Annotated in this window: 10 protein-coding genes; 6 read left to right on the top strand and 4 right to left on the bottom strand. The window is 64.7% G+C overall.

Annotation, left to right across the window (positions count from 1 at the left end):
* Window positions 1-12 precede the first annotated feature (12 nt).
* Window positions 13-1,611, bottom strand: a complete 1,599-nt coding sequence (locus ACP26O_RS22860) for a GMC family oxidoreductase (protein ID WP_175664368.1) — start codon at window positions 1,609-1,611, stop codon at window positions 13-15.
* Between the two features lie 385 nt (window positions 1,612-1,996).
* Here ACP26O_RS22860 and ACP26O_RS22855 point away from each other — a divergent pair, with 385 nt between their 5' ends.
* The 6 genes from ACP26O_RS22855 to ACP26O_RS22830 all read left to right on the top strand — a co-directional run bounded on the left by ACP26O_RS22855 (window position 1,997) and on the right by ACP26O_RS22830 (window position 9,897).
* Complete coding sequence (locus tag ACP26O_RS22855; RefSeq protein ID WP_175664367.1) at window positions 1,997-2,947, top strand: helix-turn-helix domain-containing protein; 951 nt, start codon at window positions 1,997-1,999, stop codon at window positions 2,945-2,947.
* A 679-nt stretch (window positions 2,948-3,626) separates the two neighbouring features.
* Window positions 3,627-4,904 carry a hypothetical protein gene (locus tag ACP26O_RS22850; protein ID WP_146125746.1) on the top strand — a complete coding sequence of 426 codons (1,278 nt, stop codon included), beginning with the start codon at window positions 3,627-3,629 and terminating at the stop codon, window positions 4,902-4,904.
* Window positions 4,905-4,986: 82 nt separating this feature from the next.
* Window positions 4,987-7,107 (top strand): LodA/GoxA family CTQ-dependent oxidase, encoded by a 2,121-nt coding sequence (locus ACP26O_RS22845; protein WP_175664366.1) that lies wholly within the window; start codon window positions 4,987-4,989, stop codon window positions 7,105-7,107.
* Between the two features lie 33 nt (window positions 7,108-7,140).
* Complete coding sequence (locus ACP26O_RS22840) at window positions 7,141-8,310, top strand: NAD(P)/FAD-dependent oxidoreductase (protein ID WP_175664365.1); 1,170 nt, start codon at window positions 7,141-7,143, stop codon at window positions 8,308-8,310.
* Window positions 8,311-8,550: 240 nt separating this feature from the next.
* Entirely contained in the window at window positions 8,551-9,105 is a 555-nt protein-coding gene (locus ACP26O_RS22835; RefSeq protein WP_175664364.1) for an AidA/PixA family protein, read from the top strand.
* A 219-nt stretch (window positions 9,106-9,324) separates the two neighbouring features.
* Window positions 9,325-9,897, top strand: coding sequence for an AidA/PixA family protein (locus ACP26O_RS22830; protein WP_006749247.1), 573 nt, complete (start codon window positions 9,325-9,327; stop codon window positions 9,895-9,897).
* A gap of 90 nt (window positions 9,898-9,987) precedes the next feature.
* Here the strand turns inward: ACP26O_RS22830 and ACP26O_RS22825 are convergent, their stop codons facing one another.
* The 3 genes from ACP26O_RS22825 to ACP26O_RS22815 all read right to left on the bottom strand — a co-directional run bounded on the left by ACP26O_RS22825 (window position 9,988) and on the right by ACP26O_RS22815 (window position 13,040).
* On the bottom strand, window positions 9,988-12,225 hold the full coding sequence (locus tag ACP26O_RS22825) for a TOMM precursor leader peptide-binding protein (protein WP_175664363.1): 2,238 nt from the start codon (window positions 12,223-12,225) through the stop codon (window positions 9,988-9,990).
* 91 nt (window positions 12,226-12,316) lie between these two features.
* On the bottom strand, window positions 12,317-12,679 hold the full coding sequence (locus ACP26O_RS22820) for a BMA_0021/BMA_0022 family TOMM bacteriocin (RefSeq protein WP_175664362.1): 363 nt from the start codon (window positions 12,677-12,679) through the stop codon (window positions 12,317-12,319).
* A gap of 16 nt (window positions 12,680-12,695) precedes the next feature.
* Complete coding sequence (locus ACP26O_RS22815; protein WP_175664361.1) at window positions 12,696-13,040, bottom strand: BMA_0021/BMA_0022 family TOMM bacteriocin; 345 nt, start codon at window positions 13,038-13,040, stop codon at window positions 12,696-12,698.
* Window positions 13,041-13,058: the final 18 nt, after the last annotated feature.

Here is a 13,058-nt window from a genome sequence, read left to right as displayed (position 1 = left end):
TGAAAGGCCCGATCAGGCCGCGTTGGCGATCAGGTCCGACGCCTTTTCGGCGAGTGCGATGGTCGGCGCGTTCGTGTTGCCGCTCGGGATGCTCGGCATCGTCGAGCTGTCGGCCACGCGCAGCCCCGCGATACCGTGCACGCGCAGTTGCGGATCGACGACGGACGACGCCGCATCCGTGCCCATCCGACAGGTGCCGACCGGGTGATAGACCGTCTTCGCCGCGCCGCGCACCCAGTCCTCGATCGCCGCGTCGTCGTCGGGCGGGCAGTCCGGCGAGAAGATCTCGTCGACGTGCGCCGCGAGCGCCGGCTGGCGCAGGATCTTCAGCGCGAGCTTCGCCGCCCGGATCTGGCCGTCGACGTCGCGGCGGTCGGCCAGATAGTGGCCGTCGATGCGCGGCAGCTCCTGCGGGTTCGACGAGCGGATCGTCACGCGGCCGCGCGAATACGGTTGCAGATGGCCGGTCTTGATCGTGATGCCGTGCGTGCGACCTGCCGTCACGCCGATCGGATCGTCGAACGAGTCGATCGTCGGCAGGAAATGGAACTGGACGTCCGGCTGCCCCTGCCCGCAGGTATCGACGAACGCGAACCCTTCGAGCACCGGCGACGTCAGGATCCCCGAGCGGAACCACTTCCACTGGATGCCGTGCTTCAGCGCGCGCCATCCCTTGTCCTGACCGTAGAGCGACACCGGCGTGCGGATCGTCGCATTGACCGACATGTGCATGTGATCGTGGAAGTTCTCGCCCACCGGCAGCACGTGCCTGACCTGCACGCCGGCGTCCTCGAGCACCTTTTGCGGCCCGATGCCGGACAATTGCAGGATCTTCGGCGAGCCGATCGCGCCGGCCGACACGATGATTTCGGCCCGGGCGCGCGCCGTCACGCGACGGTTGCCCTGCCGATACGTGACGCCGGTCGCGCGGCCGCCTTCGATTTCCACGCGCTCGACCAGCGCATCGACTTCGAGGCTGAGTTCCGGACGGTTGCGGATCGCGCTCAGGTAGGTCGCCGCCGTGGAGCCGCGCTCACCGTTGAAGATCGTCGCCTGATAGAACCCGACGCCCTGCTGCCGCTCGCCGTTGTAGTCGACCAGGTAGTCGAGCCCCATCTGCTGGCCCGCCCGCACGAACGCCTGCGACAGCGGATGGCGATAGCGGATCTCCGTGACCTGCAAATGCCCGTTGTTACCGTGATAGGGCGCCGTCAGCGATTCGTTGTTCTCGGCCTTCGCGAAGTAGCGCAGCATGTCGTCCGCGCCCCAGCCCTTGCAGCCGAATTCGGTCTCCCAGCGGTCGTAGTCGTTGCGGTGCCCGCGCACGTACAGCATTCCGTTGACCGAGCTGGAGCCGCCAAGCACGCGCCCCTGCGGCACCGCGATCGAGCGGCCCTTCACGTCGTCCGACGGCTCGGCCGCATACGGCCACGTGTAGCGCGGAATCGCCTTCGCCAGCCCGCCCGGCATGTGGATGAACAGATCCTTGTCGTGGCCGCCCGCTTCCAGCAGCAGCACGGTGCCCAGGCCGCGCTCGACGAGATGGGTCGCGATCGTGCAGCCCGCCGAGCCGGCGCCAATGACGATGTAATCGAAAGTTCTATCGGACATCCTGGTATGCGCCCGCTGTCGTGCGCGCGACGTTCACCGGCGCGCGCTGCCGCCGCATGCGTCTGTCGCCCGGCCTTCGGCGGCATCTCCTTGAAATCGGTGGTTGTTTTTCATGGCGCGAGCCAGCCCGTGCGATTCGACAGGACAGCTTGCCGACCGCTTTCCGATTCTAGGGATGCACCGCGGGCGCCGTTCGGCGTTGCGTGCACACTTTTGGCTTCAGCGTGCAGATCGATGCCGTTGCGCGCCGGCGGCACGGGAGAACGTGGAGAAACCACGATTGACGCCGCGTGGCAGCGCTGCCGACAATGGCGGCGTCTGAACGCGCGTCCCGGCCGATTGCATTAACCTTGACGCGTTCCCCGGCCCTCTCCCTCTTCCGGCAATGGCACACGAACTCGTCGTCGACGCCAGCAACAGCAGCACGAATCTGCGCGACCTGATCGCGGACAGCTTCCTGCCGCTGGTCTTTCACGACACCGGCTCGCAGTTCCGGATGTCGGTGCGGGTCGCGACGGTGGGCGGCCTGCGGATGGCGGAGGTCGACACCACCGCGATCCGCGTCGATCGCGACCGCTCGCTCGCGTCGCGCGCCGACAGCGATTGCTACAAGATCCTGTTCCAGATCGCCGGACAAAGCCGCGTCACGCAGCGCAACGCGACGTCGATCGTCAATCCGGGCGAATGGGTGATCTACGATGCAACGCAGCCGTACATGATCGAGTCGGCAAACGCGTCACGCTTTGTCGCCGCGCTGACGCCGCCGAGAAGCGGCACGATGTGGCGCTGGTTCGTCGAGCGTGCGGGCGTGCAGGTACGCCGAACCGTCGGCAATGCACAATTGGCCCTTCAATCGATCCATTACCTGATGGACGGGCAGGTGCCGAACGATCCGGAAAGCCTGTTCGGTTTCGAGCAGTCGACGCTGATGCTGCTCGATTCGGTGATTCGACGCGAGGCGAGCGATTCGCTGACCGGCACGGATGCGCGCAGCGCTGCGCTGCGCATGAACGCGGAAATCTACCTGTCGCACCACTACAGCGATCCCGACTTGTCGCCGGACAAGCTGGCGAGCGCGCTGAACGTGTCGCGGCGTACGCTGTATAGCGCGCTGGCCGCATCCGCGCGGACACCGCAGAGCCTGATCCAGGAGTATCGGCTGCAGGCGAGCCGCCGCGCGCTGGAGGATCCGGCCGATACCAATCGCACGCTGCTGGAACTCGCGATCGCGTGCGGGTTTTCGGACATCACGCATTTCGGGCGCGCGTTCAAGGCACGGTTCGGGTGTAGTCCGGGGGTGTATCGGGATGCGTATCGGAGTGCTTCGAGCGAGTGATGTAATCCGTATGGTGCGATTGCGCTGACGTGTCGGGCGGATCGCAGCGTCCTGCTTGCTGCAAGCCTTTTCGCAGCCCCCACGAGCCCAATATTTTCTCGAATCCGGATCGCCCGACGACGAAGGCGCCGCGCACTGCTTTCATCTCGCTCGACGGCGACTACCGCGCCTCTGCTCCCCTCATGTCCCGTATCGCGGCACTGCGACGGTGTAGTTGACCATCGGGCGCCCCATGAAGCAGCCGGTGGGAATCTGCCGGCTTTTGGGCTTGTCTGTCCAGCCTGCGAAACAGCGCAGCGTGTCGAACATCCGTGCACCGGATGCAGCATTCACATGCACGCGCCGCCAGCATCACGCGACGTGTAATGACGTGTAATTGATTCGATACCCCTCGCCCATCTAGCCTTGTATTCGAACGGGAACGGCCCGCTCGAACGACCGCGACACCGCGCAGTCCGGCAGGCGGTGCAACGCTTGCGAAGCAACGCATGCGTCATGAAGCGGAATGCCCAGACTCGGCGACATTCGCGATCCGTAACAAAGCGCCTGCACGCCATTTCCACCATCGATGAAGCGAACCGGTCGATTCGCGTTGCAACGCCGCGCAGTGCGACAGCACGACGCGTCGAACCGTATCCGGCGTCTTGCCTCACTGACCATTGAACGAGCGGAGAAACGAATGAAAAGCCTTGGCACTTGCGTGGCGATCGCCTTGATGAGCTGCTGCGCCGGTTTCAGTCAGACCGCGGCGGCACAAACGTGCACGGCATTCGACAAGTGGTTTACGTCCGCCGGCGTCACCGAGCCGGATTACCTCAATCCCCAGTTCCAGGATAAAAACGACCCAAAGAACGAGAACTGCAACTTCCACCGGTTCTCCTGGCATGCGTTCCTGTGGCTCACCGACAGTTTCAATGGCGCGCCGCGCTTCACCAGCCTGTATTCCGATGCGGCAATCGACCCGGGCGTGGCGACACCCACCGAGCACGTGCTCGACGGCGTGCAACAGGCGGATTCGCTCGGCATCGTGGTCGACCAGAACGGCCGTGCGGTCTACACGAACATGTACATCAATTCCATTTATCGCAACTTCGCGATCTCCAATCGGCTGTACACGCGTGCGGGCATGAAGAACGCGCCGCCCAAGCTGGAATTCACGACCGGCGCGCTGTCGCTCAAGGCAGCGTGGAAAATCGTCGGAGCGAATGAAGACACGAGCCGCTTCTATACGACCACTGCGAAGATCCAGCTGCTCTCGAAGATCGGCAATTCCGTCGGCATCCCGCCGCAACCGACAACCGCCACCGTGAAGGTCGCGCTGGTCGGATTCCATATCGCGTGGGTCGTCCAGGGGCATCCGGAAGCAATCTGGTCGACGTTCGAGCACGTCGACAATGCGCCTGACTTCAAAACCGATCAGCGACCCTCCCAACCCGTCTCCGACAAGTCGTTCACGTTCTACAAGGCAGGCACCAAGGCCGCGGATTGCAACGTCAACAATGCGTCTCGGCTGACGATCGACGAGCAGACCCAGATACTGAGCCCGATCACGCAGGTGTGCCGGCAATACCAGTACGGCGGGGCAGACGACATAAACCAGCCCAACATCGAGCAACTCAATAGCGACATCCTGGCCCGCCTGGCGAAGCGCAATTCCGTCTGGCAGTACTACAGGGAAGTGGGCGCGGTCTGGATCAAGGATCCGGTAGAGGCGTTCCACCCCGACTGGAGCCCGAATTTCGACTCCGTCGCCATCCGCGGCGCGTCGAAACTGTCCAACTCGGTCATCGAGACCTTCACGCAGAACCAGGTTTCGAAGAATCAATGCTTCAGCTGTCACAACTCGATGGCCGTCACCGACACCAACGACCTGACACTGACGCTGCCGGGCAAGGAAATCAGCACCAGCCACATCCTGCTGCGCAAGTACATGAACAACCCGCAGATCCAGCGATAGCGCCGGCACGGCTCCACTTCAGTCCATCCGTGCAGGACGGCGACGTCCTGCACGACCGCCATCGAGCTTCCAGAGGCCCGTCATGTCAAACACGAAGTTACGCATCCATCCCGCTATCGGATTCGCGCGTGTCGGTAGCAGCCCGGAGTACTACATTGCGCCGGAGACCTCGGCCGGCATGCCGATTGCCGGGCAAGCCCTCACGGGAGGGCTGCCGATCAAGCCGGGCACGGAAAATACGCCGATCACCAGCAGCGACCTGCGCGATGCCCAAGGGCGCCTCAAGCGGCAAGCCGCTCGCTTCAGGATCTATCAGTACGACGACGCGGCGTTGAACCGCTATCCGTCCGGGTCGGGCACCGAAGTCGTGATCGGCTCGTCGGTGGACGGCAAGGTCGTGAAGGACATCGTGTGGACCGTGCACCTCGCCAACAAGAAGGCCAACTGCTGGGTGCTGGAGTCGACGCCCGCGGGACTGCCCGCCTACGAGAACGACAAGCATCCGCCGATCCGCAACGCGGGTTTCGCGTCGACGTCCGATCCTTCGAACACGACGCGACTGCAAAAGCTCGTCATCGATGCGGGCCCGCGCGCGATCAAGGCATCGGTGGGCGGAACCGTCGCGTTCGACAAGAACACGCGGGCAAGCTATGGCGCGTCTTCCGGCGACGTGGTCGACGTGCCGCGTTATCCGATGTCGTTTCCCGCGTCGAACGTGGCGAGCTTGCCGCCCGCATCGGGATGCACGCCGATCACCACGCTCGGCGCGATGACCACGGAGCCGAACGGGCGCCTGCTCGTGCTGGGCGCATCCGGCCTTGCGTGCGGGTTCGACGCCGACGGCCGCGCGACCGCCGACGCCCCCCTGGTGCAGGATGTCGACAACGACAACTGGCTCGACGATACCGGCGACGGCCCGGTGACCGCGTGGATCGTTTTCAGCGACGGCAGCGTGCGCGCCGCCGACAGCAGCGCGTGGGTGGTCTCGACCGATCCGTCATACGCGCCGCAGACGAGAAACGCCGTTACGCTGTGGGACGAGATTCTGACCACCTGGATCGAGACATTCCAGCTGCGCCCCGACATCCACGACCGCCTCGTTTACCGGCAGGACTTCCGGCCGTCGTTCGACGAGCACATCCTTCCGATCCTGCGCGCGGCGTCCTTGCAGATGTGGAATACCAATTTGCCGGCGAAGGCAATGAAGAGCCACGAAAATATCGACAAGCTGACGGCCGCCAAGCCGCCCTTCAACATCATGTCGTTCATTCGGAGTCCGCATCCGGATTCGCCGTCGTCGGCGGTCGGCTCGCCGCTGATGCCGCTCGCGCTGGGCGACAACCAGAGCAGCTTCCTTACCCTGACCGACGCACAGTACTTTTTCCTCCAGCAATGGGCGAACGGCATGTCCGAGCAAGCGACGCCGGCGTCGTACGGCCCCGGCGAGGCGCTCGACAGGATCGTGCTCTCGAACTGCCTCGGCGGGCGTCTCAGCCCCGGCATTGACCTGACGTTCATCGTCCGCGATCCCAACCTGTACAACCCGAGCTGGTCCGCCGATCACGCGGTCGGGCCGGTGGTCGGCCCTTTCCGCATCAACATGCGCCAGCTCGACTACACGACGGTCAGCGCAAACCATCCGTTCCTCGGCGTCGGTTATTTCCCGCGGCGCGACGCCAAGGTGGAACCAGGCGACCTGTGCAAGTTCATGTCGATTCCGTGGCACACCGACTACAACTCCTGTGCGACGCACCTGCCCTCGCCCAATCCGGGCGGCGAGATCGATCCGGACGGCAGCAACGTCTATAGCGGCGTAAACACCACCTTGTACTGGTCCTGGCCCGCGCAGCGACCGGTGGCCGTCTATACCTACGACGACCTGGTCGCAAACAACGGCGAGTTGCCCGTGCAGCGTTACTCGTTACGCGGGGAAGGCACGGCCGCCATTCAGCAGGATTCGACCCGCGAATTCAACTCGCCGCCGATGAATGTCGGGCGCTATCAGAATCGCCCCGACTTCCTGCTTAACTGGGACAAGATCGGCTTCGTCATCCAGGGGGTGGCGATCGACCGGTACGACAGCAGTTATCCACCGAACTACTATCTCGAAGTGCAAAGCCTCTTCAAGCGCGACTACAGCAACCTCGTTCAACCATGGCCCAACACCGTGACCGATCCGCTCCTGCCGCCCGATAACGGCTGAGGTCGCGAGATGCGCGCCGAACGAGCCACGCAGATGCCGACCGTCGAACGACCGGATCCGCCCGCGCCCGGCTTGGCCCGCTACCGGGTCGCGGTGATCGGCGGCGGGCCGGCGGGCAGCAGTTGCGCGCTGGCGTTGGCAAGGGCCGGCATCACCGACGTCCTGGTCGTCGAAGCCGGTACCTATGCCGACGCACGGATCGGCGAGAGCATTCCGCCGGAGAGCCGGATACTGTTCCGGCGCCTCGGCATCGACGAAGCCTTCGTCGCGCAGGCGCACGAGCCCTGCTACGGCAGTTGCTCGTACTGGGGCAGCGACAAGCGCGGCTATAACGATTCCGTGCTGAGCCCGCACGGGCATGGCTGGCATCTCGACCGGCGCAGGTTCGACGCCTTCCTTGCATCGCAAGCGCGCGCCGCGGGTGCGGAATTGCTGACCGGGCACGCGCTTCTGGCATCCGGGCCGGGCGACCCGTCCGGGTACACGTTGAGCCTGGGACGCGCGACACATGTCGCGTCGCGGGTCCAGGCGGATTTCGTCGTGGACGCCAGCGGCGCACGCTCGGTATTTGCCCGGCAGCGCGGCGCGACACGGCTCGATTCGAATCCGCTGATCTGCATTGCGGCAAGGCTTGTGCGGCCGGACGACGGCGCGCCGGCTTCGATGCTGACTCACCTCGAGGCGGTCGAGCATGGCTGGTGGTATCTCGCATCCGTGCCCGGCAATACGGTCGTCGTCATGTTCGCCACGCATGCGCAGGCAGTCCGGACGATGCGGCTGCATCAGCCGGAGCCCTGGCATCGCATGCTGCGGGCCGCACGGCGCACCTGGCAGCTCGTATGCGACCTGGGCCTGGATCTGCAGGATCTGCAGGATCTGCGCCTGAAAGCGCATCCCGCGCCGTCCCATCATCTCGACCGGCTGTACGGCGATCACTGGCTGGCAATCGGCGATGCGGCGGCGGCCTACGATCCGATCACGGCTCAAGGCATCATCAAGTCGCTATCGCATGGCGTCGCCGCGGCGGAGGCGATCCGGAAACGGATGGGCGGCGATCCTGATGCGCTGGACGCGTTCTCGCGGATGGTGCAAGCGCAATACCGGCACTACCTGCAGATGCGGCATCACTTCTACAGCCTCGAACAGCGGTGGCCGGCCGCGGATTTCTGGCGGCAGTGCACTGAGTCGTCAAACCTCGGATGACGTGCGGCCGCGACACCGTCGCCCGGCGTCGGCACCGTCACGCACCGCACGCTGAGTCACACGCACACTGTAACCACCTGTAATCGATTCGCAGACCAAACCTTCGTACTCTGTCGATACGCTTCCACGCGCCCGATTTCTCGACGGGCACCGCTTCGCAGGATGGAAGAGGTGCAGGCGCCACAAGCGTCGTCACTTAGCAGCGTGTTTCGCCAACGATAAAGTGTGAAAGGAGTTGCAATGTCTCAAATCTTGAGTAGCTACAACATCGTCGACGTCCTGACCGCGTTCGACGTGGAAAAAATCCTGGGCTATCAAAGGCCGGGTAATCAACTCAGCAAGGATCCGACAAAACCGACCCTGTTGCCGTCCAACGGCTACGACGAGGTCTACATGATCACCACGGACCGGAATGTCATTTCCGGCCAGGCCGGGAGCCATCTGAGCATGCGGGTCGAGGTCAACGACGTCGTCCGGTGGCGGACGATTTCGCTGACCGACGTGGCGGACTACAAGTGCTTCATTCACACGTTCAAGTTCATCAGCATCACGACTCCGGATGACCCGCCGCTGTCCACCCCGAAGTTCGAACATACCCACCCCAGCGAACCCGATCCCGCACCGGGCTGGCCGAACAACGGCGTGAAGGAACGGCCGGGCTCGGATTTCTACTGGCACGCCACCGCGCAACGCCCGGGCACGGCGACCTATACGTTCGTCGTCGCCGTGTACCAGCACCGCGGCGAGCTGGTGGGCTACTTCCAGTGGGACCCGTCCATCACGATCCGCTACTGACCGCGAACGGGCGCCTTGAATGCCGCGAAGGCCGGAGCCGGACCAGGGTGCCTGGCAGCTTTCGGTGGGCAAGCTCAACCGGCCCGCCGCTCGTGCCCGGCAATTTCAGAACGTTAGCTATCCGACCGTTCAACCATGCTGCATCCAGGCGGCTCGAAAAGCCGGAAGGGCCGCTACGTGACACACCGTTTTTCAACTCTCACGCTTGAAGGAACTGCCATGCCTGAAATTCTGAGTACCTATAGCATCATCGATGTCCTGACCGCGTTCGACGTCGAGGAAATCCTGAGAAAGAACAACAACGCGCTCAGTTCGAATCCGAGTGCGGCGACGTCCCTCGGGAACAATCCCGATACCGTCTACATGATTACCACGCTGGCGAATGCGGCGTACGGCTACGGCCAGGGCCCGAAGCCGGGCACGAACCAAGGCGAGGGCGGCAGCAATTTGCGGATCTTGGCGAACGTCAACGACGTGATTCGCTGGCGCACCGTGTCGCTGACCGACACGGCGGACTACAAGTGCTTCCTGTATAGCTTCAAGGCGATCGGCACCAATCGGCTGGGCGAGGTCTCGTACATCACCGCCAACGTCGCCGAGCCTTACCCCGCATCGGGCTGGCCCGGAAACAACCAGGTGAAGGAAGAACTGCGCGCGGACTACTACGCGCAAGCCACCGTGCTCAGTCCCGGCGACGAAACCTACACGTTCGTCGTCGCCATTTACGACCGGCACGCGCAGCTGAAGGGCTACGTCACGTGGGATCCGTACATCTCCATCAACAGCCGGTGAGCTCCAGCCGGCGCCTCCGACACGACCGACGTCGCGCCCGGAACCAGGCGCCGGCCGGCTCCCGGCGCCGCCGGCGGACAACCGATCAATTCACAGAAACAGCAGCGCCGGATTCAGCTCCATCTCGTCGCAAGGCTGCGCACGCCAACCCCGTTCGACCGGCACCGAATACAACCGTCGCGCGCCGAACCGCGGCCAGAAATGACACAGCCCCGGCGCGATGACCTGCACCACGGACAAGCCGATATCGGGCCGCGTCTTGTCGACGACGAGCACGTCCATGCCGGCCGCCGCAATGCGCCCGATGCAATGCGCGAGCGCTGCCGGTAGCGACGCGGCCTCGATCGGTTGCCACGTCGAACGCGTCGTCGCGCGCGCGCCCGCCGCCGGATACAGAAATCCGGTGGCCGGGAGCTTGTCGCGGTCCCACGGATGCGGCGCATCCGCGGCGACATCGAGCAACTGGTTGACTTCGGTCAGTGCCCGCTGCACCGCGATCCGGCCGTCCGGATGGCAGCCGAAACCGATCGAGAAGCGCCCGTCTTGCGGATTTTCCGCGAGCGCGGCTACGGTCGGCACCGCGAGATCGGTGGTGATGTCGAGTGCCCACAAACGCCACCCGAGCGTCGCGTATTCACGCACGAGCGCATCGAAATACGGGTCGTCGAAACTCGCGAGATCGATGCCGGGGCGTGCAAGCCGGTTGTACCACCAGATCGCGACCGCATCGCGCTCGATCAACTCGAGCATGCCTTGCAGAATCGCTTCGTCGATGCTCGAACCCGCCGCGCAGCCGTTGGGGTTGTGCACGCACGCGGCCGGCGCCTGCGCACTGTCCGGTGTTTCCGCATAGCAGTAGCTCAGCGGCACGAGGCGGCGCCTGCCGCTCACGAGCGACCATGCAGGCGTCCAGTCGATCACGTCGCGCGACGTGAAGCGCGGCGGCACCTGCTTGCGGACATCGCGGGTCAATGCGTTGATCGCGTCGCGCGCATCGAATTGCCGTTCGCTGAACTGCTGAAGCTCGTTCACGTGGATGGGCTCGGCGTCGCAAGCCGGATCGGCGAGCAGGCTTTCCATGCTGCCGGTCAACCTCGCCTCGTCGCCCTGATACACGCTGCTGTATCGTTCGAGCGCTTCGCATAGCGCGCTCACGCGGGCTTGCTCGTCGGTGCGGCCCTTGCCGGAGCAGATCCTGTCGAACCGGTTGCTGCCCGGCACAGCCGCCGGGCACACCAGAAAGCCCGACGCATAGACCTTGCGCAGCCCCGCGTGCCGCTTCGGCATCGGATGCAGATAAGCAATCGCGCCGCTGACCGGCGAGATCAGATGCGCGTGACGCTCGAACACCTGTTGCGGATCGGCGGTACGGTATCCGCCGTCGGCGCGCGTCAACGGCGCATGATCGGCGAGACGCGGCGCACGCGCCGCCTGCTCGCGCATCCATGCGGGATTGCCGCAGCACGGGCATTGCGGACGCCTGATCATGCGGTGCCGTTCGGCGGTCAACGTATCGACGCGCTGCGCCACGAGATGCGTTTGCGAACGTTCCGCTATCGTGCGGTTGACCGCGATCTGCTCGACCGTCGCCGCCACGAGCGCCGCGGCGGCAGCGGCGCCGGCACGCGACGCGGCCGGCGGCAGACGCGTTGCCGCGCTGCCGTGATGGCGCGCAAGCAGCGCCTCGACCGGCCGGTTGATGCGAATCCAGTAGCGCACGCATTCGATGCACGGCGCATCGGCCAGCGCGCCGCCGCCGGCCAGCAATGGCCCGATCAGCGTCTGCATGCCGCCGGCCGCCACAAGGAGCAATGCCCCGCCGCGCGCCGTCACGCGCGCGGCGCACGCGGCGAGATCGTCGCGGTCGTGCGTATCGGCGATCGCGACGGTCAGGTCGGCCTCCGGCACGATATCGATGCCGGCCGTGTCGAGCGCGCGCCTGAGCGCCGCATCGTCGGCGCCGAACGCCTCGACCGCGACGCGCAGTTGAACGACGCGCGCGCAAGCCGCGTCCCCGTCGAGCCCGGCGCGCTCAAAGAAGCCGCGCGCCGCGTCGTCGTCGTGCGGCGGATCGGCGCGCACGTAACCGCGGCGCACCAGGTGGTCGAGCCGCGCGAGCACGTCCCATTCGCCGAACGTGCCGGCAAGCGTCGTCACGATCTCGCCGGTCGTCATGCGCGCACGCAAGCAGGCGGCGATCCGCACGAAGATCGCGCCCGACAGCATTGCGCGCTTGAATTCGTCGACGACGAACAGGGTCTCGGGCCCCGCATCGAGCACGAGCAAATGCGGCTTGAAGCGCAACACGCGCGAAAGGTCATCAAGCATCGTCGGATTCCGTGCGGAGGATCAACAAACATCGCGCGACCCGGGCGACCGGCCCGGGTCGCGCGATGGGGCGCGGCTCGGCCGCGCCAGGTCAGCAGCAGGTGAACAGGTAGCTCGGCCCGGAGTCGCAGTAGGCCGCGAGCGCGACGGCCTCTTCGTCCAGGTTCGTCGGTTGCTCCGGTATGCCGACCGTCATCACGTTGCGCGGCAGGTTCCAGCTCCCGCCGCCTTTCCCGTCGCTCGTCCAGCCATGATCGCCGTGCGTCTTCTCGATCTCGATGTCGAGGATCCACGGACACTGGTAACCGAAGTATTTCGCGAGCGTATCCAGCGGCTTGTCCAGCAGTTCGCGCTTGAACTCCGGGTCCCGCCATGAAAGCGCGATCGCACGCAGATAGACCTTCTGAAACTCCAGCATCGATTCGAGCGTCGGATTAGCGTTGTCCTTTGCCATGTCGGTTTCCCCGAGGTCATTCCATGATGGTGATGTGGTTCGCGTTGTACGCGGCCAGCGCCTGCGCAAATTGCGCCTCGTCCGCCGGCGCGGGCGGCAAATACAGCGTGAGCTTGTTTTTGTGGCCGGCCGTCCAGTCGCCGTTGACGGTCGGCGTCCACGCCGACGATTTGATCTGCACCTTCAGGTCGAGCTTGAATGGAAAGTGATAGTCGAAATGCTCGCGCAATGCGTGGACCGGATCGTTCTCGAGTTCGTCGAGAAATGCCGGGGAATACCATGCGAGCGCGATTGCCCGGATGACGGTCGCGCGGTATTCGAGAAACTGATCGTACGTCGGTAATCGAAGATCCTTGCTCATCGGTCTGTTCTCCTGAAT

The organism is Burkholderia sp. R-40 (genome assembly GCF_049942845.1).
GTDB classification, from domain to species: Bacteria; Pseudomonadota; Gammaproteobacteria; order Burkholderiales; family Burkholderiaceae; genus Burkholderia; species Burkholderia ambifaria.
This window is presented reverse-complemented; position numbering and strand designations above follow the sequence as displayed.

Excerpts from the sequence above, each read along its gene's own strand:
- ACP26O_RS22860 (WP_175664368.1), bottom strand. The coding sequence starts at position 1,611 with ATGTCCGATAGAACTTTCGATTACATCGTCATTGGCGCCGGCTCGGCG.
- ACP26O_RS22855 (WP_175664367.1), top strand. The coding sequence starts at position 1,997 with ATGGCACACGAACTCGTCGTCGACGCCAGCAACAGCAGCACGAATCTG.
- ACP26O_RS22850 (WP_146125746.1), top strand. The coding sequence starts at position 3,627 with ATGAAAAGCCTTGGCACTTGCGTGGCGATCGCCTTGATGAGCTGCTGC.
- ACP26O_RS22845 (WP_175664366.1), top strand. The coding sequence starts at position 4,987 with ATGTCAAACACGAAGTTACGCATCCATCCCGCTATCGGATTCGCGCGT.
- ACP26O_RS22840 (WP_175664365.1), top strand. The coding sequence starts at position 7,141 with ATGCCGACCGTCGAACGACCGGATCCGCCCGCGCCCGGCTTGGCCCGC.
- ACP26O_RS22835 (WP_175664364.1), top strand. The coding sequence starts at position 8,551 with ATGTCTCAAATCTTGAGTAGCTACAACATCGTCGACGTCCTGACCGCG.
- ACP26O_RS22830 (WP_006749247.1), top strand. The coding sequence starts at position 9,325 with ATGCCTGAAATTCTGAGTACCTATAGCATCATCGATGTCCTGACCGCG.
- ACP26O_RS22825 (WP_175664363.1), bottom strand. The coding sequence starts at position 12,225 with ATGCTTGATGACCTTTCGCGCGTGTTGCGCTTCAAGCCGCATTTGCTC.
- ACP26O_RS22820 (WP_175664362.1), bottom strand. The coding sequence starts at position 12,679 with ATGGCAAAGGACAACGCTAATCCGACGCTCGAATCGATGCTGGAGTTT.
- ACP26O_RS22815 (WP_175664361.1), bottom strand. The coding sequence starts at position 13,040 with ATGAGCAAGGATCTTCGATTACCGACGTACGATCAGTTTCTCGAATAC.